Source organism: Planococcus sp. BI3 (assembly GCF_056680115.1).
The window spans coordinates 1,308,673-1,332,029 of record NZ_CM155266.1; the positions used below are offsets into that span (position 1 = coordinate 1,308,673).

At 46.8% G+C, this 23,357-nt stretch carries 15 protein-coding genes, 9 tRNA genes and 3 rRNA genes; 6 read left to right on the forward strand and 21 right to left on the reverse strand.

The annotated features are described in order from the left end of the window. Positions 1 to 14: 14 nt before the first annotated feature. The 13 genes from AC1MEO_RS06625 to AC1MEO_RS06685 form a co-directional block, all read right to left on the reverse strand. Positions 15 to 90, reverse strand: a tRNA-Ala gene (locus tag AC1MEO_RS06625). Between the two features lie 6 nt (positions 91 to 96). Next, positions 97 to 173: transfer RNA gene (locus AC1MEO_RS06630), tRNA-Pro, on the reverse strand. Positions 174 to 200: 27 nt separating this feature from the next. Next, a tRNA-Arg gene (locus AC1MEO_RS06635) sits at positions 201 to 277 on the reverse strand. A 29-nt stretch (positions 278 to 306) separates the two neighbouring features. After that, positions 307 to 395 (reverse strand) — tRNA-Leu (locus AC1MEO_RS06640). A gap of 29 nt (positions 396 to 424) precedes the next feature. Continuing rightward, positions 425 to 499: transfer RNA gene (locus tag AC1MEO_RS06645), tRNA-Gly, on the reverse strand. 5 nt (positions 500 to 504) lie between these two features. Further along, a tRNA-Leu gene (locus AC1MEO_RS06650) sits at positions 505 to 589 on the reverse strand. Between the two features lie 21 nt (positions 590 to 610). Continuing rightward, positions 611 to 686 (reverse strand) — tRNA-Lys (locus tag AC1MEO_RS06655). 11 nt (positions 687 to 697) lie between these two features. Continuing rightward, positions 698 to 773 (reverse strand) — tRNA-Thr (locus AC1MEO_RS06660). A 13-nt stretch (positions 774 to 786) separates the two neighbouring features. Beyond that, positions 787 to 862: transfer RNA gene (locus AC1MEO_RS06665), tRNA-Val, on the reverse strand. Between the two features lie 10 nt (positions 863 to 872). Further along, positions 873 to 988 (reverse strand): 5S ribosomal RNA (gene rrf, locus AC1MEO_RS06670). A gap of 134 nt (positions 989 to 1,122) precedes the next feature. Next, positions 1,123 to 4,054: ribosomal RNA gene (locus tag AC1MEO_RS06675) — 23S ribosomal RNA — on the reverse strand. 206 nt (positions 4,055 to 4,260) lie between these two features. Beyond that, positions 4,261 to 5,811, reverse strand: a 16S ribosomal RNA gene (locus tag AC1MEO_RS06680). Together the 16S, 23S and 5S rRNA genes with 9 tRNA genes alongside form the textbook arrangement of a ribosomal RNA operon. A gap of 285 nt (positions 5,812 to 6,096) precedes the next feature. After that, positions 6,097 to 6,999 (reverse strand): DMT family transporter, encoded by a 903-nt coding sequence (locus AC1MEO_RS06685; RefSeq protein WP_480335158.1) that lies wholly within the window; start codon positions 6,997 to 6,999, stop codon positions 6,097 to 6,099. A 106-nt stretch (positions 7,000 to 7,105) separates the two neighbouring features. Here AC1MEO_RS06685 and AC1MEO_RS06690 point away from each other — a divergent pair, with 106 nt between their 5' ends. Then, positions 7,106 to 7,834, forward strand: a complete 729-nt coding sequence (locus AC1MEO_RS06690) for an MgtC/SapB family protein (protein ID WP_480335159.1) — start codon at positions 7,106 to 7,108, stop codon at positions 7,832 to 7,834. 16 nt (positions 7,835 to 7,850) lie between these two features. Further along, positions 7,851 to 8,837 (forward strand): cation diffusion facilitator family transporter, encoded by a 987-nt coding sequence (locus tag AC1MEO_RS06695; protein ID WP_480335160.1) that lies wholly within the window; start codon positions 7,851 to 7,853, stop codon positions 8,835 to 8,837. 41 nt (positions 8,838 to 8,878) lie between these two features. On the opposite strand, the gene AC1MEO_RS06700 is transcribed toward AC1MEO_RS06695, so the two are convergent. From AC1MEO_RS06700 to pruA, 4 genes are all read right to left on the reverse strand, one after another. Beyond that, the gene (locus tag AC1MEO_RS06700; protein WP_480335162.1) at positions 8,879 to 10,042 is read right to left on the reverse strand and encodes an iron-containing alcohol dehydrogenase; all 1,164 of its coding nucleotides are present in this window, start codon (positions 10,040 to 10,042) and stop codon (positions 8,879 to 8,881) included. Positions 10,043 to 10,155: 113 nt separating this feature from the next. Then, entirely contained in the window at positions 10,156 to 11,400 is a 1,245-nt protein-coding gene (locus tag AC1MEO_RS06705) for a Glu/Leu/Phe/Val family dehydrogenase (RefSeq protein ID WP_480335163.1), read from the reverse strand. Between the two features lie 81 nt (positions 11,401 to 11,481). Further along, on the reverse strand, positions 11,482 to 12,675 hold the full coding sequence (locus tag AC1MEO_RS06710; protein WP_480335164.1) for an ornithine--oxo-acid transaminase: 1,194 nt from the start codon (positions 12,673 to 12,675) through the stop codon (positions 11,482 to 11,484). A 99-nt stretch (positions 12,676 to 12,774) separates the two neighbouring features. Next, complete coding sequence (gene pruA / locus AC1MEO_RS06715; RefSeq protein ID WP_480335165.1) at positions 12,775 to 14,319, reverse strand: L-glutamate gamma-semialdehyde dehydrogenase; 1,545 nt, start codon at positions 14,317 to 14,319, stop codon at positions 12,775 to 12,777. Between the two features lie 139 nt (positions 14,320 to 14,458). On the opposite strand from pruA, the gene AC1MEO_RS06720 reads away from it, so the two are divergent. Further along, positions 14,459 to 15,772 carry a sigma 54-interacting transcriptional regulator gene (locus tag AC1MEO_RS06720; RefSeq protein WP_480335166.1) on the forward strand — a complete coding sequence of 438 codons (1,314 nt, stop codon included), beginning with the start codon at positions 14,459 to 14,461 and terminating at the stop codon, positions 15,770 to 15,772. A gap of 38 nt (positions 15,773 to 15,810) precedes the next feature. On the opposite strand, the gene yugI is transcribed toward AC1MEO_RS06720, so the two are convergent. Together yugI and AC1MEO_RS06730 are read right to left on the reverse strand one after the other, a co-directional pair. Further along, positions 15,811 to 16,185, reverse strand: a complete 375-nt coding sequence (gene yugI, locus AC1MEO_RS06725) for a S1 domain-containing post-transcriptional regulator GSP13 (RefSeq protein ID WP_006828542.1) — start codon at positions 16,183 to 16,185, stop codon at positions 15,811 to 15,813. An 86-nt stretch (positions 16,186 to 16,271) separates the two neighbouring features. After that, entirely contained in the window at positions 16,272 to 18,881 is a 2,610-nt protein-coding gene (locus AC1MEO_RS06730; RefSeq protein WP_480335168.1) for an RNA polymerase sigma factor, read from the reverse strand. Between the two features lie 149 nt (positions 18,882 to 19,030). Between AC1MEO_RS06730 and AC1MEO_RS06735 the strand changes: the two genes are divergently transcribed. Both AC1MEO_RS06735 and AC1MEO_RS06740 read left to right on the forward strand, forming a co-directional pair. Further along, positions 19,031 to 20,365 carry a sodium-dependent transporter gene (locus AC1MEO_RS06735; RefSeq protein ID WP_480335170.1) on the forward strand — a complete coding sequence of 445 codons (1,335 nt, stop codon included), beginning with the start codon at positions 19,031 to 19,033 and terminating at the stop codon, positions 20,363 to 20,365. Between the two features lie 95 nt (positions 20,366 to 20,460). Further along, entirely contained in the window at positions 20,461 to 20,679 is a 219-nt protein-coding gene (locus AC1MEO_RS06740) for a helix-turn-helix domain-containing protein (protein WP_480335171.1), read from the forward strand. Between the two features lie 56 nt (positions 20,680 to 20,735). Here the strand turns inward: AC1MEO_RS06740 and AC1MEO_RS06745 are convergent, their stop codons facing one another. Then, positions 20,736 to 20,996: a DUF1871 family protein gene (locus AC1MEO_RS06745; RefSeq protein WP_480335172.1), complete on the reverse strand. Its 261-nt coding sequence runs from the start codon at positions 20,994 to 20,996 to the stop codon at positions 20,736 to 20,738. A 175-nt stretch (positions 20,997 to 21,171) separates the two neighbouring features. Further along, the gene (locus AC1MEO_RS06750) at positions 21,172 to 21,873 is read right to left on the reverse strand and encodes a peptidylprolyl isomerase (RefSeq protein WP_480335174.1); all 702 of its coding nucleotides are present in this window, start codon (positions 21,871 to 21,873) and stop codon (positions 21,172 to 21,174) included. Between the two features lie 127 nt (positions 21,874 to 22,000). Between AC1MEO_RS06750 and AC1MEO_RS06755 the strand changes: the two genes are divergently transcribed. Further along, the gene (locus AC1MEO_RS06755; protein WP_480335176.1) at positions 22,001 to 23,233 is read left to right on the forward strand and encodes an MFS transporter; all 1,233 of its coding nucleotides are present in this window, start codon (positions 22,001 to 22,003) and stop codon (positions 23,231 to 23,233) included. Positions 23,234 to 23,357 lie beyond the last annotated feature (124 nt).

Sequence of the window (23,357 nt, forward strand, 5' to 3'; positions counted from 1 at the left end):
TTTAATATTATAGTTGGTGGAGCCTAGCGGGATCGAACCGCTGACCTCCTGCGTGCAAGGCAGGCGCTCTCCCAGCTGAGCTAAGGCCCCATTGTTTGGTCGGGAAGACAGGATTCGAACCTGCGACCCCTTGGTCCCAAACCAAGTGCTCTACCAAGCTGAGCTACTTCCCGAACTTGAGTTGCTGAGTGTAAAAAATATGGTGCGCCCGAGAGGACTCGAACCTCTAACCGCTTGATTCGTAGTCAAGTACTCTATCCAATTGAGCTACGGGCGCATAAAAAGTATTCATTTGGTTTGCATAAATGGTGCCGAGGACCGGAATCGAACCGGTACGGTAGTCACCTACCGCAGGATTTTAAGTCCTGTGCGTCTGCCAGTTCCGCCACCCCGGCTAAGGGTCGGCATAGTGTGCAAAAAAAATTGGAGCGGAAGACGAGGTTCGAACTCGCGACCTCCACCTTGGCAAGGTGGCGTTCTACCACTGAACTACTTCCGCAAAAATGGTGCGGGTGAAGGGAGTCGAACCCCCACGCCCGAAGGCGCTAGATCCTAAGTCTAGTGCGTCTGCCAGTTCCGCCACACCCGCGTGGCAATTATGAAATTAAAATGGTGAGCCATGAAGGATTCGAACCTTCGACCCTCTGATTAAAAGTCAGATGCTCTACCAGCTGAGCTAATGGCTCATTTGCATGAGTGGTGCCGGAGAAAGGACTTGAACCCTCAACCTACTGATTACAAGTCAGTTGCTCTACCAGTTGAGCTACTCCGGCGAAAGAGAAAAAATGGTGGAGGATGACGGGATCGAACCGCCGACCCTCTGCTTGTAAGGCAGATGCTCTCCCAGCTGAGCTAATCCTCCGATATGTATTGCCCAGCGACGCCCTACTCTCACAGGGGGAGACCCCCAACTACCATCGGCGCAAAAGAGCTTAACTGCCGTGTTCGGGATGGGAACGGGTGTGGCCTCTTTGCCATCATCACTGGACTATTTGATTTTGAAAGACAAGATTCATTATACCATGCTAAGTGGTTTTTTCAAGCTTTTTTTCCAAAAACTTTTCTTGTTCCTTCAAAACTGGATACACGACATTGATTCCATGCAAGAATCCGTACGGTTGTTTGGTTAAGTCCTCGATCGATTAGTATTCGTCAGCTGCACGTGTCGCCACGCTTCCACCTCGAACCTATCTACCTCATCGTCTTTGAGGGATCTTACTTGCTTGCGCAATGGGAAATCTCATCTTGAGGGGGGCTTCGTGCTTAGATGCTTTCAGCACTTATCCCGGCCACACATAGCTACCCAGCGATGCCCTTGGCAGAACAACTGGTACACCAGCGGTGTGTCCATCCCGGTCCTCTCGTACTAAGGACAGCTCCTCTCAAATTTCCTGCGCCCGCGACGGATAGGGACCGAACTGTCTCACGACGTTCTGAACCCAGCTCGCGTACCGCTTTAATGGGCGAACAGCCCAACCCTTGGGACCGACTACAGCCCCAGGATGCGATGAGCCGACATCGAGGTGCCAAACCTCCCCGTCGATGTGGACTCTTGGGGGAGATAAGCCTGTTATCCCCGGGGTAGCTTTTATCCGTTGAGCGATGGCCCTTCCATGCGGAACCACCGGATCACTAAGCCCGTCTTTCGACCCTGCTCGACCTGTACGTCTCGCAGTCAAGCTCCCTTCTGCCTTTACACTCTGCGAATGATTTCCAACCATTCTGAGGGAACCTTTGGGCGCCTCCGTTACTCTTTAGGAGGCGACCGCCCCAGTCAAACTGCCCGCCTGACACTGTCTCCCACCCCGATCAGGGGTGTGGGTTAGAATTTCAATACAACCAGGGTAGTATCCCACTGACGCCTCCCCCGAAGCTGGCGCTCCGGGCTCAAAGGCTCCTACCTATCCTGTACAAGTTGCACCAAAATTCAATATCAGGCTACAGTAAAGCTCCACGGGGTCTTTCCGTCCTGTCGCGGGTAACCTGCATCTTCACAGGTACTATAATTTCACCGAGTCTCTCGTTGAGACAGTGCCCAGATCGTTACGCCTTTCGTGCGGGTCGGAACTTACCCGACAAGGAATTTCGCTACCTTAGGACCGTTATAGTTACGGCCGCCGTTTACTGGGGCTTCAGTTCGCACCTTCGCTTGCGCTAAGCACTCCCCTTAACCTTCCAGCACCGGGCAGGCGTCAGCCCCTATACGTCACCTTACGGTTTTGCAGAGACCTGTGTTTTTGCTAAACAGTCGCCTGGGCCTATTCACTGCGGCTCTCTCGGGCTATACACCCTACCAGAGCACCCCTTCTCCCGAAGTTACGGGGTCATTTTGCCGAGTTCCTTAACGAGAGTTCACTCGCTCACCTTAGAATTCTCTTCTCGCCTACCTGTGTCGGTTTGCGGTACGGGCACCTCCCGCCTCGCTAGAGGCTTTTCTTGGCAGTGTGAAATCAGGGACTCCGAGGCTAGGCCTCTCGCCATCACAGCTCAACGTATCAGGAATGGGATTTGCCTCATTCCACGCCTCACTGCTTGGACGTGCACAACCAACGGCACGCTCTCCTTATCCTTCTGCGTCCCCCCATTGCTCAAACGGCGGGGAGGTGGTACAGGAATATCAACCTGTTGTCCATCGTCTACGCCTATCGGCCTCGACTTAGGTCCCGACTAACCCTGAGCGGACGAGCCTTCCTCAGGAAACCTTGGGCATTCGGTGGACGGGATTCTCACCCGTCTTTCGTTACTCATACCGGCATTCTCACTTCTAAGCGCTCCACCAGTCCTTGCGGTCTGACTTCAACGCCCTTAGAACGCTCTCCTACCACGGACATCTACGATGTCCATCCACAGCTTCGGTAATCCGTTTAGCCCCGGTACATTTTCGGCGCAGTGTCACTCGACCAGTGAGCTATTACGCACTCTTTAAATGATGGCTGCTTCTAAGCCAACATCCTGGTTGTCTAAGCAACGCCACATCCTTTTCCACTTAACGGATATTTGGGGACCTTAGCTGGTGGTCTGGGCTGTTTCCCTCTTGACTACGGATCTTATCACTCGCAGTCTGACTCCCAAGCATAAATCACTGGCATTCGGAGTTTGTCTGAATTCGGTAACCCGGGATGGGCCCCTAGTCCAAACAGTGCTCTACCTCCAGGATTCTCAATCTTGAGGCTAGCCCTAAAGCTATTTCGGAGAGAACCAGCTATCTCCAGGTTCGATTGGAATTTCTCCGCTACCCACACCTCATCCCCGCACTTTTCAACGTGCGTGGGTTCGGGCCTCCAGTAAGTGTTACCTTACCTTCACCCTGGACATGGGTAGATCACCTGGTTTCGGGTCTACAACTGCATACTTCGTCGCCCTATTCAGACTCGCTTTCGCTGCGGCTCCGCCTTCTCAGCTTAACCTTGCATGCAATCGTAACTCGCCGGTTCATTCTACAAAAGGCACGCCATCACCCATTAACGGGCTTTGACTACTTGTAGGCACACGGTTTCAGGATCTATTTCACTCCCCTTCCGGGGTGCTTTTCACCTTTCCCTCACGGTACTGGTTCACTATCGGTCACTAGGAAGTATTTAGCCTTGGGAGATGGTCCTCCCGGATTCCGACGGAATTTCACGTGTTCCGCCGTACTCAGGATCCACTCTGGAGGGGAAGGGTTTTCGGCTACGGGGCTGTTACCCGCTGCGGCGGACCGTTCCAGGTCGCTTCGCCTAATCCTTCCTTTTGTAACTCCGTATAGAGTGTCCTACAACCCCAAGAGGCAAGCCTCTTGGTTTGGGCTGATCCCGTTTCGCTCGCCGCTACTCAGGGAATCGCATTTGCTTTCTCTTCCTCCAGGTACTTAGATGTTTCAGTTCCCTGGGTCTGCCTTCTCATGTGCTATCAATTCACACATGGATACTGCCCGATTAAAGGCAGCGGGTTCCCCCATTCGGAAATCTCCGGATCACAGCTCACTTACAGCTCCCCGAAGCATATCGGTGTTAGTGCCGTCCTTCTTCGGCTCCTAGTGCCAAGGCATCCACCGTGCGCCCTTTCTAACTTAACCAATGGTCAATTAAAAAGTTGTGGCTCGAAAGCCACGCGTACATGAATTGCTTGCATATATGTTTCAATGTCGTTTTATCCAGTTTTCAAAGAACAAGTGTTGAAAGAATCACAAAAAGGCGTTGCCGCCTGAAGGTGAACCTTCAAAACTGAACGCAAAACGTCAACCCCGGAAGCGCAATGCTCCGGTTCCGAATTTATCCTTAGAAAGGAGGTGATCCAGCCGCACCTTCCGATACGGCTACCTTGTTACGACTTCACCCCAATCATCCGTCCCACCTTCGGCGGCTGGCTCCACAAGTGGTTACCTCACCGACTTCGGGTGTTACAAACTCTCGTGGTGTGACGGGCGGTGTGTACAAGGCCCGGGAACGTATTCACCGTGGCATGCTGATCCACGATTACTAGCGATTCCGGCTTCATGCAGGCGAGTTGCAGCCTGCAATCCGAACTGAGAACGGTTTTCTGGGATTGGCTCCCCCTCGCGGGTTGGCAGCCCTTTGTACCGTCCATTGTAGCACGTGTGTAGCCCAGGTCATAAGGGGCATGATGATTTGACGTCATCCCCACCTTCCTCCGGTTTGTCACCGGCAGTCACCTTAGAGTGCCCAACTGAATGCTGGCAACTAAGATCAAGGGTTGCGCTCGTTGCGGGACTTAACCCAACATCTCACGACACGAGCTGACGACAACCATGCACCACCTGTCACCGCTGTCCCCGAAGGGAAAGGCGTATCTCTACACCGGGCAGCGGGATGTCAAGACCTGGTAAGGTTCTTCGCGTTGCTTCGAATTAAACCACATGCTCCACCGCTTGTGCGGGCCCCCGTCAATTCCTTTGAGTTTCAGCCTTGCGGCCGTACTCCCCAGGCGGAGTGCTTAATGCGTTAGCTGCAGCACTAAGGGGCGGAAACCCCCTAACACTTAGCACTCATCGTTTACGGCGTGGACTACCAGGGTATCTAATCCTGTTTGCTCCCCACGCTTTCGCGCCTCAGCGTCAGTTACAGACCAGAAAGTCGCCTTCGCCACTGGTGTTCCTCCACATCTCTACGCATTTCACCGCTACACATGGAATTCCACTTTCCTCTTCTGCACTCAAGTCCTCCAGTTTCCAATGACCCTCCACGGTTGAGCCGTGGGCTTTCACATCAGACTTAAAGGACCGCCTGCGCGCGCTTTACGCCCAATAATTCCGGACAACGCTTGCCACCTACGTATTACCGCGGCTGCTGGCACGTAGTTAGCCGTGGCTTTCTGGTGAGGTACCGTCAAAATGCCAGTAGTTAGTTGGCACGTGTTCTTCCCTCACAACAGAGTTTTACGATCCGAAAACCTTCGTCACTCACGCGGCGTTGCTCCGTCAGACTTTCGTCCATTGCGGAAGATTCCCTACTGCTGCCTCCCGTAGGAGTCTGGGCCGTGTCTCAGTCCCAGTGTGGCCGATCACCCTCTCAGGTCGGCTACGCATCGTCGCCTTGGTGGGCCATTACCCCACCAACTAGCTAATGCGCCGCGGGCCCATCCTGCAGTGACAGCCGAAACCGTCTTTCCGTGCAGCCTCAGGAGAGGCCGCAAACTATTCGGTATTAGCACCGGTTTCCCGGAGTTATCCCGATCTGCAGGGCAGGTTGCCCACGTGTTACTCACCCGTCCGCCGCTGAACGCTTGGAGCAAGCTCCAAGTGTTCCGCTCGACTTGCATGTATTAGGCACGCCGCCAGCGTTCGTCCTGAGCCAGGATCAAACTCTCCATTATAGAGAACATTTGACTGCTCTTTGACTTGCTGGCGTACCGCCGTCCGAAGACGCACGGTTCGCTTGTGATCTGCATAAGCTGATCAGTAGATTTGCGCGGGCCGTTTTGCGCGGCCGTTGCTGTTTGTTGACGTTTTGCTGTTCAGTTTTCAAGGTTCAAAGTGTCGCGCTCATTGGCGACTTTATTAATATACCCTGTTCCAATCTCGTTGTCAATACTATTTCAAAATATTTTTCCGAGTTGTCTTAAGGACATATATAAATATAAACCGCCACGCGCTAAAAATCAAGCCTTTATTCTAAATAAGTACATTTTAATTTTTTGATAGTCTGCAACAAACAGTGTAATCCCTGCCAGAACAACACTTCCCCCGACAATTTGAGAGATGCTCAAATACTCACCAAGTATATAGTACGCTAGTATAGCAGCCCCTACCGGCTCAAAAAGAATCGCTATTGAAATGACATTAGTGCTCACCCACTTCAAAGCCCAGTTGAATAATGTGTGCCCAAGCAAATTTGGAATAAGCGCCAATAACAAAAACCACATCCATTCAGAAGCCGGATAAGGACCAAAGGATTCTCCTTTAAATACAATATAGAAGAATAACGTTATGGTGCTGATTCCGTAAACCACAAATGTATAGGTCACCAAGGATAATCTCTTTCTAACATCCTGTCCGAACAATAGATAAGCTGTGATCAATGCGCAGGCGATCAAAGCCAGCATATCTCCATAAAGAGCACTTCCACTGACTTTGAAATCTCCATAACCAATCAATACACTCCCTAAAATTGCAATAGCTCCTGCGACCAGCGTTTTAATAGAGAGTTTCTCTTTAAAGAAGAAGTATGTACCCGCAAATGCGAACAACGGCTGTAGCGTTACAAGCACCGTTGAACTGGCCACTGATGTATAATTAAGGGATTCAAACCATAAAATAAAATGAAACGCTAAAAATACTCCCGCTACCGAAGTGAAGAGCCAATCCCTTTTGCTTAGCTTTTTGATTTCATGGGTATATTTCAGGAAGAAGACCGGACTCATAATCAACACTGAAAATAGCATACGATAAAAAGCCGTTACTCCCGAATCAGCAGAAGTCATCTTAACAAAAATAGCTGACAATGCTACTGAGAAAACTCCTACTATAATAGGGATATACGGATGGATAGCCGGTTTTTCCATTCAAACACCTCTTCTTCTGCTGCAATCTTACCGACAACGCACGTTATAAGTTTGCCACTATCAGCCCGGAGAATCAATACAAGTTCAAAAAAGGGAGGTTATCGATATGGAGTTTTTCAGCGCATTGCAAATTTCCTCATTTGAAACTTTCTTTAAACTTCTTATCGCTGCCCTTTTAAGTTTAATCATTGGAGTGGAAAGGGAATTAAAAAGGAAGCCGGTTGGGCTAAAGACGAGCATCGTCATTTCAACGTTCAGTTGTCTGTTGACTATCATCTCGATTGAATCTGCTTATATTGCGCAAGGCAGCGAGTATGATAATGTTAATATCACGATGGATCCGCTGCGCCTTGCCGCGCAGATTGTTTCGGGCATCGGTTTTTTGGGGGCCGGAGTGATTTTAAAGCGTGGCAATGATTCCATTTCGGGATTGACGACAGCGGCTATGATCTGGGGGGCCGGCGGAATTGGGATTGCAGTTGCGGCAGGCTTCTATATCGAAGCTATGACTGCAGTTTTAATCGTACTGATTGGAATAGAGGTTTTGCCTCCCCTCCTCTTTAAATTCGGGCCAAAGCGTCTGAAGATGGTCGAAGCGAACCTAAAGGTGACTGTAGCTGACCGCGCATCTATCCGGGAGGTGTTGAATGAATTAAAAGCAGGAGGATCGCTTATTGAAAGCATATCCATTACTCATTCAGATAAGGATAAGCCTGATCCTTTCCATAAACTATCGATTCGCATATCTTTTTCACATGAAAAAGACACGATCGATCTGTATCAAGAGATATCAGATATGGAACAAGTAAAGCAAGTTGAAATTGAACTGATTTAATTGAGGAGGAATTTTTATGAAAGAATTTTTTGGATTATTAAAAGACGGCAATAAGCCGTCTTTGACTGCAGCTATCATCAATACATTTATCGCCATTATGAAAGGTGTGGCCTTCTTCTTTACCGGGAACGTCGCAATGTTCGCGGAGACGATGCACTCTATCGGGGATGCAGCCAACCAATACTTCGTCTTTATCGGTTCAGCGCTCTCGAAGAAAGCACCAACCAAGCGATTCCCAAATGGTTTTGGACGTCTATTGAATATCGTTCTTCTGGGCGCCGTACTGATTGTTGGCATCATGGCATACGAAACCATTGTCGAAGGATGGCATCAATTGACTTCGCCCGTGCAAGCAGAAGGATTCATCATCAGTGTTGTGGTCTTATCCATTGCAATTATTCTGGAATTTTTCGTTCTATATAAAGCCGGCAAGGAAATTCTTCATGAAGCCGGCATAAAAGGTGGAGCAATGGCTCCATTGACTACAAGTTTCAGCTACTTGAACCGAGCGAAGCCAGCAACGAAGCTGGTATTTCTGGAAGATTTGGTCGCGACCGCGGGTGGCGTGCTGGCTCTAGTTGCTGTATTGATCGCACATTATACCGGCTTTTTGCAAGTCGAAGGTGCAGCCTCTATCGCCATCGGCTTTATGATGTTGTATGTCGTCGGGAAAGTTTTTCTGGACAACGCGCGTGGAGCTATCGGTGAAACCGACGAACAGATGGTTAATCATATTGCACATATACTTAGCGACCATCCCGATGTTCGGGACATCAAAGAACTGGAAGTTGTTAAAGAAGGTGAATTTCTTCACGTTGAAACCAAAATTGAAGTTGATCCAAATTTAAATGTAACCGAGGCTGATGCTTTGCAGGAACGCTTGGCGGAAATCATCCTCAGCCAGCCGAGTGTTGATGACGTCATCGTATCTCTCGATGCAGACGATGGCCAAACCCATTGGACACACCTGAGCAGCCGTCCGGAATCACTCGGAAAAAAATAAGCAAAGAAAAAAGGCTCAGCGCTAAATGCTGAGCCTTTTTCTTATAGAGACGCTTGAAGGATTTGTTTCACGTCTTCGTCTTTCAATTTTGCAAAGTTGCCGAACTCACCATAGACCATGGCTTTTTCAACCATCACATCAATTTTCGAATCATCGATGTCGTAGTAGTCTAAACGCGTTGGCGCTCCTAGAGACGTCCAGAACGCTACCAGGCGATCGATGCCTTCGTAGGCGACATCCGTTTCCGATTTGCCTTCTGGATCCACGTCAAAGACACGGACTGCCATTTGAGCAAAACGCGCAGGATTCACTTTTACATTATGGCGCATCCATTGCGGGAAGAGAATCGCCAATCCGCCTGCATGGGGAATATCATAGATGGCAGACACGGCGTGTTCGATATTATGTGAACCCCAGTCACCTCTATAGCCCATTTCAAGGAATTTGTTCAATCCCATTGTTCCGGCAAACAAGATCGTTTCACGGTGTTCATAGCTTTGAAGATCTTCCATCAATTTTGGTGCAGTTTCGATGACTGCTTTCAAAACACCTTCACACATCCGGTCCTGGACAGGCGTGTTGCTGGCATCGTTGAAGTATTGCTCGAAAATATGGGACATCATGTCGACAATTCCGTAGACCGTATGGTTTTCCGGTACCGACAATGTATATGTCGGATCCAGGATTGAGAATTGCGGGAATGACAACGGGCTTCCCCATCCATATTTTTCTTGCGTTTCTTCATTAGTGATAACAGAACCGGCATTCATTTCAGAACCCGTTGCTGCGATCGTCAAGACTGTTCCAAAAGGCAAAGCTTCTTTCGGCTGTGCTTTACGGGAAACGAAATCCCAAGCGTCTCCGTCATACTTGGCGCCACAGGCGATGAGCTTGGTGCAATCGATGACTGAACCGCCACCTACTGCTAAAATCATCTCAATGCCTTCTTTTTTACAGATTTCGATGCCTTTTCTGGCAGTTGAAATCCGTGGGTTCGGTTCTACTCCGGAAAGCTCGAAAACTTCAAGCTCAGCTTCTGACAACATTTGAATGACTTCGTCGTAAAGGCCATTCTTCTTGATGCTGCCGCCACCATATACTAGCAATACTTTTTTACCGAATTTCGGCAATTCTTTCTTGGCCGCCTGAAGCTGGCCTTTACCGAAAATAAGTTTTACCGGGTTGTAAAATGAAAATGCATTCATCCAATCATCCTCCTCTATTCAGGTTATATTATGTAGTTTCTCAAATCAAAAAGCAAAAGATTGAGACAAAAAAACCGCCTGGATTGGAATCCAGGCGGTTTTTTATTGGTGTCTTATACCCATCCACGGAAGCGTGAAGCTTCAGCAGTTCTACGGGCGCCGACCATATAGGCTGCCAAACGCATATCGATATTGCGTGTAGTGGCAACATTATAGACATTTTCAAATGCATCAACCAATTTTTTGTTGAGTCTTTCGTCCACTTCTTCCTGCGTCCAATAATAACCTTGGTTATTCTGCACCCATTCAAAGTAAGAAACCGTAACTCCACCAGCGCTTGCGAGAACGTCAGGCACCAAAAGGATTCCACGAGCTGTGAGCATTCTAGTGGCTTCAGCGGTAGTCGGACCGTTTGCAGCTTCAACTATGATGGAAGCTTTGATATTATTGGCATTTTCTTCCGTAATCTGATTTGCAATTGCGGCAGGTACCAGGATATCACAGTCCAATTCAAAGAGCTCTTTGTTTGTAATGGTATTGTCGAACAAAGTCGTAACTGTTCCAAAACTGTCACGGCGGTCCAATAGGTAATCAATGTCCAAACCTTCTGGATCGTGAAGAGCACCGTAAGCATCTGAAATGCCGACTACTTTTGCTCCAGCGTCATGAAGGAATTTCGCCAGGAAGCTTCCCGCATTACCGAAACCTTGAATAACAACGCGTGCACCCTGCATATCCAGACCGCGTTTTTTAGCGGCTTCATTAATACAGATGGTCACTCCTTGAGCTGTTGCTTTGTCGCGGCCTTGAGATCCACCAAGAACAATCGGTTTACCTGTGATAAAGCCTGGAGAGTTGAATTCATCAATTTTGCTGTATTCATCGTACATCCAGGCCATAATCTGTGAGTTTGTAAACACATCTGGTGCTGGAATGTCTTTGTTCGGTCCAACAATCTGACTGATTGCACGGACATATCCACGACTCAATTTTTCAATTTCATGCATGGACATTTCGCGCGGGTCGCAGATGATGCCGCCTTTTGCTCCGCCGTAAGGCAATTCCACAATCCCACATTTTAATGTCATCCACATTGATAAAGCAATAACTTCATCACGATTTACATCCGGATGAAAACGGACTCCACCTTTTGTTGGGCCGACCGCGTCACTGTGTTGAGCACGGTAACCTGTAAAGACTTTTGTTTTTCCGTCATCCATTCGCACCGGAATGCGCACTTCCAAAATCCGCATCGGTTCTTTAAGAAGTTCGTACATCGCATCTTCGTATCCAAGCTTATCCAATGCAGTTTTAATAACATTCTGCGTAGACGTCAACAAGTTCAAGTTTTCAGCCATTGTATTAGTTCGCCTCTTTTTATTTAGTAATTACTCAGAATCTAGTGTAACACATGTCAATATTTATGTGCCACGTGAATGCTATTTAGAGAATACTTTTTGAATGCGTTCGATCGCCCAATCAAGTTCTTCTTTTGTAATGATTAATGGCGGAGCAAAGCGGATTACCGTATCATGCGTTTCCTTGCACAAAAGGCCTAATTCTTTTAATTGTTCGCAGTACGGTCTTGCAGCTTCAGTCAACTCCATACCGATGAACAATCCACGGCCTCTGACTTCTTTAATAGAAGGATGATCGATTTCACGCAATTTCTCCATGAAGTATTCGCCCAGTTCCTGAGAGCGCTCTGAAAGCTTTTCATCAAGCAATACTTCCAAAGAAGCAACTGAAACTGCACAAGCAAGCGGGTTTCCGCCGAAAGTGGAACCGTGTGACCCAGGATTGAATACACCCAACACGGATTTGTCGGCTACGACACATGAGATTGGGAATACTCCGCCGCCCAGTGCTTTGCCTAGGATATACATATCCGGATCTACATCTTCCCATTCGCAGGCAAACATTTTGCCTGTACGTGCAAGGCCACATTGGATTTCATCTGCAATGAAAAGAACATTATTTTCGCGGCAAAGTTCTCTCGCTGCTTTCAAGAAACCTTTTGGAGGCATGATGATTCCCGCTTCACCCTGGATCGGTTCGATCAGGAATGCAGCTGTATTTGGTGTAATGGCATTTTTCAATGCGTCCAAATCACCGAAAGGAATCAAGTTGATGCCAGGAAGCATCGGTCCGAACCCTTTGCGGTATTCAGGATCAGATGACAATGAAACAGCTGTCATCGTGCGGCCATGGAAGTTACCTTCACAAGCGATGATTTCCGCCTGGTTGTCAGCAACGCCTTTTACGTCATATGCCCAACGGCGTGCAGCTTTGAATGCCGTTTCTACAGCTTCAGCGCCTGTATTCATCGGCAATGCCATTTCCTTGCCGGAAATATCGCAGATCATTTGGTACCATGGAGCCAATTTGTCATTATGGAAAGCACGTGAAGTCAAGGTAACGCGGTCCGCTTGATCTTTCAGTGCCTGAATGATTTTCGGATGGCGATGTCCCTGGTTGACAGCTGAATAAGCTGACAGCATATCCATGAATTTATTGCCTTCCGGATCTTTTACCCAAACGCCTTCCGCCTCTACAATAACGATTGGCAGTGGATGGTAGTTATTCGCACCGTATTTTTCTGTTTGTTCAATGATAGTTTGTGTCTGTGTCATCTAATTTCCTCCTTTTTTTAAAAAAAGGCAGACCTTAGTCTGCCTTTTAATGAATTATTATACCATTTAATGTTGTATTAATACATTTAGAATGTTGAATTAATACATTTCAGAAGTAGTTTGTGCTTGCATATGAAGAACAAGGTAATCCGGTCCGCCTGCTTTTGAATCTGTTCCGGACATGTTGAATCCGCCAAATGACTGATATCCAACAATCGCACCGGTACAGCCGCGGTTGAAGTAAAGGTTTCCTACGTGGAAATCTTCACGGGCTTTTTCCAGGTTCGCACGGTTGTTTGTGATAACTCCGCCAGTCAAGCCGTACTCCGTGTTGTTAGCGATTTCGATTGCATGGTCAAAATCTTTCGCTTTGGTGATTCCGACAACAGGTCCAAAGATTTCTTCCTGCATAACGCGTGCATTTGGATCAAGGTCAGCGAAAACGGTTGGGTTAACAAAATAACCTTTCGAATCGTCCCCGTCTCCACCTGCAACCAAACGGCCTTCTTCTTTGCCGATTTCGATATAGCTCATGATTTTCTTGTATGAGTTGCCGTCAATAACCGGTCCCATGTAGTTTGACTGATCAACCGGATCGCCGATCGTCAATTCTTTCGTCAATTCAATTACGCGTTCCACTACAGTATCATAGACATCTTCAACGATGACCGCACGTGATCCAGCTGAACATTTCTGTCCGCTAAAACCGAATGCTGATTTTACAATCGATTGTGCAGCAAGCTCAAGATCCGCTTCCTTGTCCACAACCATTGTGTTTTTGCCGCCCATTTCAGCAATCAGGCGTTTCATCCAAACTTGTCCTTCGTTCACTTTTGAAGAACGTTCTGCAATGCGAAGGCCGACTTCTTTTGAACCAGTAAATGAGATAAAGCGTGTGTTCGCGTGATCTACCAAGTAATCCCCAACTTCAGAGCCTGGTCCTGGAATGTAGTTGACAACGCCTGGTGGCATGCCCGCTTCTTCAAGAACTTCAATGAACTTGTAAGCGACAACCGGAGTTGTTGAAGCTGGCTTCAATAGAACCGTGTTTCCTGCAACCATCGCAGCAACTGTTGTTCCGGCCATAATCGCGAAAGCGAAGTTCCAAGGTGAAATGACGACGCCAACTCCCAAAGGAATGTAATCGTAGCGGTTGTCTTCGCCCGGACGGCTTTCCACTGGCATGCCATCTTTCAGGCGCAGCATTTGGCGAGCGTAATATTCCATGAAATCGATGGCTTCTGCTGTATCTGCATCTGCTTCATTCCAAGGCTTGCCTGCTTCTTTTGTCAAAAGTGCCGAGAATTCGTGTTTGCGGCGGCGGACAATTGCAGCTGCTCTCATCAACACATCAGCGCGAATTTCAGGTTTTACTTTTTTCCATGTTTTAAAAGCTTCATCAGCTGATTGCATTGCTTGTTCAGCCAACTCTTTATTTGATTTTGACACACGGCCAATTAGTTCTTCTCTATTTGAAGGATTGAATGAAACGATTTTATCTTCAGTGGTAATGCGCTCTCCACCAATAATCAACGGATAGTCTTGACCCAGGTAAGCTTCAACTGTTTTCAAGCCTTCCAGGTAATCTGTGCGATTTTTGTCGATTGAGAAATCTGTGAATGGTTCGTGTTTGTAGGGAATCATGTAAATCCTCCTTGAGTTTTAAGTAAGCGCAAAAAAAATTTGCACTTTATAACTGCTTCCATATATAATAATGCAAAAGATTGTTGCATAATTCAAGTGTTTTTATTTAAAAAATCAAAATAATTTTGGAGTGAGCGTTTTGAAACCGCTAGATATCGATTTATCCCCGTTCTATAAATTTGCTGGAGAGCACGTCGCTATTGGGATTCATGCTATAGATACCAAAGGAAAAACCATTCTTTACAATAAAAAAATGCGTGAAATCGAAGGATTTGATTTTGAGGAACTGGCAGATCGATCCTTATTGGAAATGTTCCGTTTTGACCAGCATGAAAGTACCTTGCTGCAGGTTCTGCAGAGTGGGACGCCTGTTTTTAACGTCAAACAGACCTATTGGAACCGGAAAGGCCAGGAAATCACCACCATCAACGATACGTATCCGGTCTTCAACGGAAAAAAACTGATTGGCGCCATCGAATTATCACGGGATGTTACAACGCTTGAAAAAGTGATTTATCAACCCTTAAAAAAATATGAAGAGCCCATCACCTTCTCGTCAATCACTGCCGTATCCAAAAGTATGAAAAAAGTCATCGCGACTGCCGAAAAAGCGGCAACGGCAAAATTGCCGGTGCTGCTGGTAGGCGAATCGGGAACCGGAAAAGAATTGATTGCAGAAGCGATGCACTGGGCCCAATCTTCTGGCAGACAGATGTACACCCTTTACTGCCATGGAACAGATGGCCTGATCATCGATCAATTAGGGGAAGATATCAAGCAAATTGACGATGGCACCATCTACTGTGAGCGAATTGACCTGCTGCCGCTGCCTTTGCAGAAGCAGCTGCTGGAGATGGCTGAAGAACGTTCACGGGGAAATGCCTATTTTATTGCCAGTGTTGGCGACGACCCAGTGGAATTGATCGCTTCGCATAAGTTATTGAAGGATCTGTATTATTTCTTCTCGTCGATGACCATCAAAGTGGAACCGTTGCGATCCCGAAAAGAAGACATCCTGCCGTTTGTAGATGATTATTTTTCGCGTCACCGGATGATGGTTGGTTCAACCGTCAAGGGGCTGGATAAAGAAGTAACGGATTTGCTGCACGCTTACGATTGGCCAGGTAATTTAAAAGAACTCGAATTGCTGCTCGATGAAACCACGTCGATGTTGACGACACAGGAAATCGTGACGGTGGATATGCTGCCGCACCATTTCAAGCTGAAAGCCGATTTAAAGGGAGCGCATAAGCCCGAAGATTTTATCGTCCAATCCACTACGGAGCTATTGCCGCTGGAGGAATACTTGTTTGAGGCTGAAATGTATTACCTGCAAAAAGCGATGGATCTGCATGGCGGCAATGTCACGAAAGCGGCAGCTGCCCTTGGGATGAGCCGTCAGAATCTGCAGTACCGGTTACGGAAAATCAAAAAAAACGAAGCGCAGACATGATGTCTGTGCTTCGTTTTTTGTTTTGTTACTGGTTTTTCTTACTGTCCAGAACGTTTGATCCACTCTTGCATTTTGTCTTTCAACGAGTTGAATCCTTCAGAATCACTTTCGTTCACGTGTGACTGAAGAGATTGTTTTGGTTTTTCAGTTTTTTGAGCTGCTGGTGGCTGCTCTTGAAGTGCGCGGATTGAAAGGCTGATTTTTTTAGATTTCTCATCAACTTCCAATACTTTCACGTCAACTTCTTGTCCTACTGCCAAATACTCACTTACTTCTTTCACGTAACCGTGAGTGATTTCTGAAATGTGAACCAACCCTTGTGTTTGGTCGTCTAAAGCTACGAATGCACCGTATGGCTGGATTCCTGTTACTTTACCTGAAACCGTATCGCCTGTTTGGTATGTTTTTGTCATGTTTACCCGCTCCTAGTCATATCTAATTGTCCTGTACACCTATTGGCATCTGTATATTATAGCACAAGTATATGCCCAGAGTAAAATCAGTAGTTATTTAAGTCAGCCATACGCCAACCGGCCACGGTTTTTTCCATGAAAAACATTTCCTGAAACAAGCCATCCTGAAGTTGGGTATCGTATTTTATTTCTGCTATGCCAGTAAGGACTGACGAACTTCCCGCGTTGAAGTTGGTCATGAACCTCAATTGCGCCAACTCGGAAAACGGACGGAAACTATGCAATTCAAGAAAATCATCAAATTCTTCATCTGTCCAATCGGTTTTTCCACTTAACTTCCTCATGGTTGGAATGTCTTTATTTTCAACAGCTTTGAAAAATACTCCTGCCACTTCTCCAGGCTTGGTGTCAGCTGGAAGCTGTTTTTGGGAATCGGCGGAAAGATCCGCGTAAAGAGCGTCGACAATCTGCTTATACTGCTGGCCTTCACCAACCAGGTCATAACTTTCGTACTGCTGGTAATCGATTTGCCAAATCTGATCCCTCTCCGTCACCAACAGCAGATTTAATCGTTCATCAAATTCCTCTGTATACACTAGGGGGTGAAGATAAATCTTATTTTTCACGCGCTGTTTGGAGGAATCAGCGGAAAGCTCAACCCAATCTGCATTTTCCGTCAGCTCAGGAATCTTTTTCCAGCCTTTTTCAAATTCATCAAGCGGCGGCTTTAATGGGCTGTCCGCCAAAAGATGCCACAGCGTTTCAGTATCCTCAAGTTTATTGGCATAATGATACATGAAGAGCACGTCAAGAGGCGGCACACCTGCTAAAAGCTGCAAATCATAAGAAGCAGTGAATGCGTCATACAATGGTTGGATGCGGCTCCAGTCAAAATCCTGCATGTCGACAAATTCGTCTTCAATGACCAAATCGCCATTGGGCAGCTTGTCAGCGAGCTCGCCTGATTTTTCCATCGCCAAGGCATCCATTAAATCATGGAATTCCAACTCATCGTAATGAGCTGAAGCTGTCCAGTCGCTGGCTTCCATTTCCTCCAGAATCGGCAGCATCAAGAAAGCCATTGGGTTGGATGAAGCCAAGTCGCTCCAGGACTTCCGGTATTCGTCTTTGACTTTGCCTTGCCCATCAAAAACTGCAGAGCCGCCGCTGCCTTTCACCAACTGCCAAAAAACTTGCTGATAAGCCACCTCCATCCCATCAAATAAGAGCGTCTCTTCCGCTTCTTCCAACAATGCCTGCTCTATAGAAAGTAATTGCTGAGAAACAAAATCGATCGGCATCAAAAATCCACTGTCATCAAAATATGGTTCATTGCTTAACAAGTTTAAATAATGCCAAGCGTAGGGATCATTCATAATCGGCTGTTGCTGGCTGAGAATATTAACGTCCCGAATGGTTCTATACTTTTTTCCGTTTGGATGCGCGATGGCAAACAGGTTGTATTCGGGCAAAGCTTCAACAACCAAACGCAATTCTTCCGGGTAGCTGCCAGAGGCCGCCAGTAGTTTTTCTGGAGACAACTGGTCCATCACAACCGTCGATTCCAATTCCTGTTGATATTTTAGCAGCACGCTATCCGCAAACACGCGCAGTTCATCGGTCTTAGCCGCGTAATTACGGAGAAAACCCTCTATTTCTTCAGTGGGCATCGGGTTGGGACCGGATAAGGAGCCAGTCATGCCACGCGGCGTTTCAATCTGCCTGAAGAGGCGATCGATGGCTGTTTGCATGCCAATCGGATCATCTTCCAACAGATTGAGGTTTTCATTACTGAAAACCCTTGCCATTTCGGCATCTGCCTGTTTGACATAATCCAGCTGGCTGTATTGTTCAACCGACATCCCCAAGCGCTTTGGTGAAGTTTCTTTAATGGTTTCATATTGGCCGCGCCAGTCTGCAACCATTTCATCGGTCACTTTTTCGATTTTCTGATAGTCTGTCGTCCCGGCGGTTTCTGCCTGCTGGTCATTTACCGAAAAGCTGACGCCGATAACAGCTGCCAAAAACAGGCCTGCCGCTCCCAGAACAATGAACGGTTTTTTTCGGGTCTGTTGTGATGGCTTGGCGGTTTCAACTGCTTCCGAAGCAAGAGGAATTCTATCTTCATCCTGAAGTTCCTGTTCAACTGGCAAAGGCGGCATCAACCGCTGATAAGATTTTCCAAGCATTTCCAGCCGCTGCAGCAGCTGCCCTTCATCCAATTGCAAGAACTGTTGAACTGTCTGCATCCCTTCGATCAGCGCCTGCTTTACCTGATGCTCTGGCAATTCTATAATGATAGAAATATCTGTAATTGAACAGTTGTGAAAATGAGTTAAAACCAACGGGACCCGCTGAGCCAATTCCAGTTTTTGCAGCTCCATATGCAGTTCCTGGTCTTCCTGAAATCCAAGCATTTGAGTTTTACTGTTGTCCTCAAATTGAAGAGATTGCTCCTGTACTTGTTGGACCGTTATTCTGTATAGCTGAATTTTTGCCTGCTCTGGTGCCAGCTGCTCAAATTGTTTGTGCAGTTGGAGCAGCAAAAGCCGTTGGAAGTTCGGCAATTCTTCTATAGATACACCTAATTGATAAACAAAGCGGCCGAGATCCGGCTGGATTTCGCCTGCCCATGAAGAGAATGCGGATTCGTCCCCTTTTTGGGCCTTTCCATAATGGTCATTTTCAGAAGCCATTGCTTCACCTCTTAACATTTCGGAATAATCACTCTTTTGACTTACTGATTATTATACGCTCCAATCCCATCAGCGTTTCAAATACTGCTATTTTTTTTAGTGCCGCTCGTGTAAAATGAGGAAATCTACATGAGATAGGAGTGAAGAAGTTGAAAAAACGTGATCAATGGAGTTCTAAGCTGGGCTTTATTCTTGCAGCAGCAGGAAGTGCAATCGGCTTGGGGGCCATTTGGAAATTCCCATACGAAACTGGCGCAAATGGGGGCAGTGTCTTTATTTTGCTGTTTATCATCAGCACTGTGGCAATCGGGCTGCCGATTCTCCTCGCTGAATTTGTCATTGGCCGCAGAGGGCAGGCAGATGCCGTCAGCGGTTTAAGAAAACAGGCTCCCGGTAAACCGTGGTATTTAATCGGCTGGTCCGGATTTATCTTTTCGTTTCTGATTTTGTCTTTTTACAGTGTGGTTGGCGGATGGGTCTTGTCCTATCTGGGCCGCTCGATCCTGTTCCAGTTATCCGATTTAGGGGATGCTGAATTTGCTGAACTGTTTACCGGAATTATTACTAATCCATGGGAAGTTTTGCTTGCACAGGCCGCTTTCATGGGATTGACTATTTGGATCGTACAAGGCGGCATCAAGGGGGGCATCGAGCGTGCCAGCAAAATCATGATGCCGGCATTATTGATTTTCTTCGTGGTGCTGATGGTCCGTTCGTTAACACTTGATGGCGCTATGGAAGGTGTACGTTTCATGTTTGTGCCTGACTGGTCTTTCTTTAATTTTGAGACCGCATTAATCGCACTTGGACAAGCTTTCTTTTCGTTGAGTGTTGGTGTTGCCGGGATGATCACGTATGCATCCTATCTGCCTAAATCCGAAAATCTGACACGCTCATCTATCAGTGTGGTGTCACTGAATATCGTGATTTCGATCATGGCCGGATTGATCATTTTCCCGGCGGTTTTCTCTCTGGGCTACACACCTGATCAAGGTCCCGGACTGGTATTCATTATTTTACCGGCTATATTCGATCAATTGTTCATGGGTGAATTCCTGATGATCATCTTCTTTGTTCTGTTGCTGTTTGCAACACTGACATCCTCCATTTCGATGCTGGAGATTACGGTTTCCATCGGCGTCAAGAACAAATACGATCGCCGCCGCCGTGTCGCGCTGATTTTCGGCTTGATGATTTTCATCGTCGGGATTCCAAGTGCATTATCTTTCGGTGTCATGCCGCAGGAAATTTTCTTTGGAATGACCTTCTTTGACTTTGTCGATACGTTAACCAGCCGGATCGGGTTGCCTCTTGGTGCCCTATTCACTGCATTGTTTGCAGGTTATGTGCTGACCAAAGAAGAAGCGCACATTGAGCTTTCGCAGCAGAAAGTATGGGTTGATGTTTGGCGTGTATTGGTGCGTTATGTTGCGCCGGTTGCGATCATCGTTGTCTTTATCCGTGGCATCATTGCCATTTTCTGATCAGACTGTCCGAGAAATGCCATAAATTTCCCTATCGAAATATTTCTGTGCGTGATAGTATGTAAATAGAAGAAAGTTCCATATAGAAGGAGTGCATGACTTTGAAAAATGATTTACACGCCCAATTAAAAGCGCTTCGCGAAGAGCGTAACCTATCATTGGATGAACTGGCCTTGAAGACAAGAATTGGCGTTGCCAAGCTTCAAGCCTATGAAAGCGGCGAAGAAGTTCCTTCCAATCAAACCATTCTAATCCTTTCAAATGCATTGGAAGTACCTGCTTCTAACTTAGTCGATGGTTTAGGATCAAAATAAATCATCACCACAAAAAAAGCTTTCGGCGAATAATCGCTGAAAGCTTTTTTTGATTTTCAGATAATGTGTTTCGCTTCATACTTAAGCGCAATCAATTTATAGGAAATCTCTACACATCGTTCCAGTGGAATCCATTTATCAAAAGAGATTTCATAAATGCTCTGGATTTGTTTTGCAAGTTCTGAAGGATGATCAAGAACCTGCAGTTGAGCCACGACTCTTTCGGTTTCTTTGCCGTACAGCTCTGAACCGATGGCAAAAGGATCCCATTCTTCAAGGACAACAACAGCTCTTCTGTTCATTTCATTTAAACCCATTTGTTTTCACCTGACATTTCTACAGTGTTAAGGGCTATAATAGCACATAAATAAAAAAAGAAAAGCAGAAGAACCCACTGGAGTGAGTCTTCTGCTTTTCCTTTAACGCTCCAGTAATAGAGCGCATCATTCTTTTATCCATGGGCCAGGTTAAACTCTTCGCTGGTGTTGTGGCTTATTGCTCCAGAATTTCGATGGAATCGATAGTCACATCTTCGACCGGTTTTTCCTGTTCGGTTTCAACTGCAGCAATAGCGTCCACAACCTCCATGCCTTCGATCACCTGACCGAATACAGTGTGTTTGCCGTCAAGCCAGAACGCGCCGCCCTGCTCCAGGTAGGCTTTTCGAATTTCATCCGGGTATTCCCCGGCCAGATCTTCTTCTGCAACTGCTGGTGCCTGAACAATGAAGAACTGGCTGCCATTTGTGCCAGGTCCGGCGTTTGCCATCGACAACGCGCCGCGGATGTTAAAAAGATGGTCATGGAATTCATCTTCGAACGGAGCGCCATAAATGCTTTCACCGCCGCCGCCTGTGCCGGTCGGATCTCCAGTCTGAAGCATAAAGTCCTCAATAATACGATGGAAAGTCAATCCATCATAATAGCCTTCCTCTGCATGCGCCAAAAAGTTTTCCACAGCTTTTGGTGCGATGTCCGGAAACAGTTTGATCTGCATGGCTCCCATCGATGTTGTGAGTTCAACAAGCGCTTCATTATCAGCGACTTCTGTTGAGAGCTGAGGATATCCGTCAACTTCAACCGCTTCTGTTTGTGGTGCAGCTGTTGTTTCTTCAGTTCCTGTATTCGTCTCTTCCCCTGAGCATGCCCCAAGGAATAATGCCACTAAAATCGATGTTATAATTGTTTTTTTCATCCTTTTCACCCCGCCTTATTTTAGCATAGATTTTTTTTGAATTCACCGGTAAGATACAACACTTTCTTCGTCAGGCGAAATATCATATAATAGGAACAGTTGCTCCATTCAGAAAGAAGGGGTCCAGTTGGATACTCAGAAAAAGAATTTTTTTATTATCATGTTCACCAATTTCCTTGTTGCCGGCAGTACCACCATGATAATGCCATTCTTATCTCTTTATATAGAATCTTTGGGCAATTTCACGGATGAATATGTACAGCGCTGGTCAGGCCTGGTATTTGGCATCACTTTTGTCGCCGCTTTGATCATGTCCCCGATCTGGGGGCGCATTGCCGATAAATATGGTTTCAAACCCATTTTAATCATCAACGGATTCGGTATCGCCATCAGTATTTTTATGATGGGTACGGCTGATTCTGTGACAGAGCTGTTTTTGATCCGTCTGTTCATGGGTGTTGTGACTGGGTTCATCCCTACTTCGCTTGCTTTTGTCAGTTCCCAGACCTCCAAGGAAACTGCGGGTAAAACGCTTGGTACGCTTCAGATGGGCAGCGTTTCCGGTACACTTTTCGGTCCTGTTCTCGGCGGCTTGATGGCAGATGCCTTCGGTTTCCAATACACTTTCCTGATTACAGCGAGCGTGATTTCCGTTGCAGCATTGTTTGTGGTCTTCGGACTGCATGAAATCAAACGGATTAAACAGAAAGGCGCCCATGTCTATGCACCTAAAACCATCATCACCGGCATTTTAAGCCATCGCCTGATATTGAACGTCATGATCATCACTGCTTTGATTCAAATCGGCAATTTCAGTATTCAGCCTCTATTGTCGCTATATGTGGCACAGTTGACAGAAGGCAGCGGACAAGTGGCGTTCCTGGCTGGAATCACCTTCAGCGCGACGGGCGTCGGCAGCTTGTTGTTCGCTCGGCGCTGGGGTCGTTTAGGCGATTCCATCGGTTATGAAAAAGTTCTCGGGTTCCTGCTGCTCCTGGCATTCCTCTTTATAATCCCACAAGCGTTCGTCAACGAGCTTTGGCAATTGATTGTTTTGCGCCTCTTGTTCGGCATCGCAGTCGGCGGTATGATTCCGACGACCACCGCTTTGATGCGCCGGGAAGCGCCGATTGAAATTCAAGGGGAGATCATGGGTTACAATACAAGTTTCCGTTTTCTTGGAAACATCATAGGTCCCATGTTCGGGGGGATTGTCAGCGGCATTATCGGCATCTCTTCTGTTTTCATCGTGACAGGTGTGCTGTTTGTCCTGGCTTTCGCCTTCCTGAGATTCACACTGGCAAAACCCGAGCAGGATTTTGAAGATGTATTGCTTGAACAGGAATTGAAGAACACGTAAAAAAAGGCGGGTTTTCATTTGAAAACTCGCCTTTTTTCATTTTTCTTCTGTATTCACAAAACTAACTTAATTGGGTTTCTTCCTATTTGAAAAGCTCATGGAAAGTTGAATGATTTCAATAGCC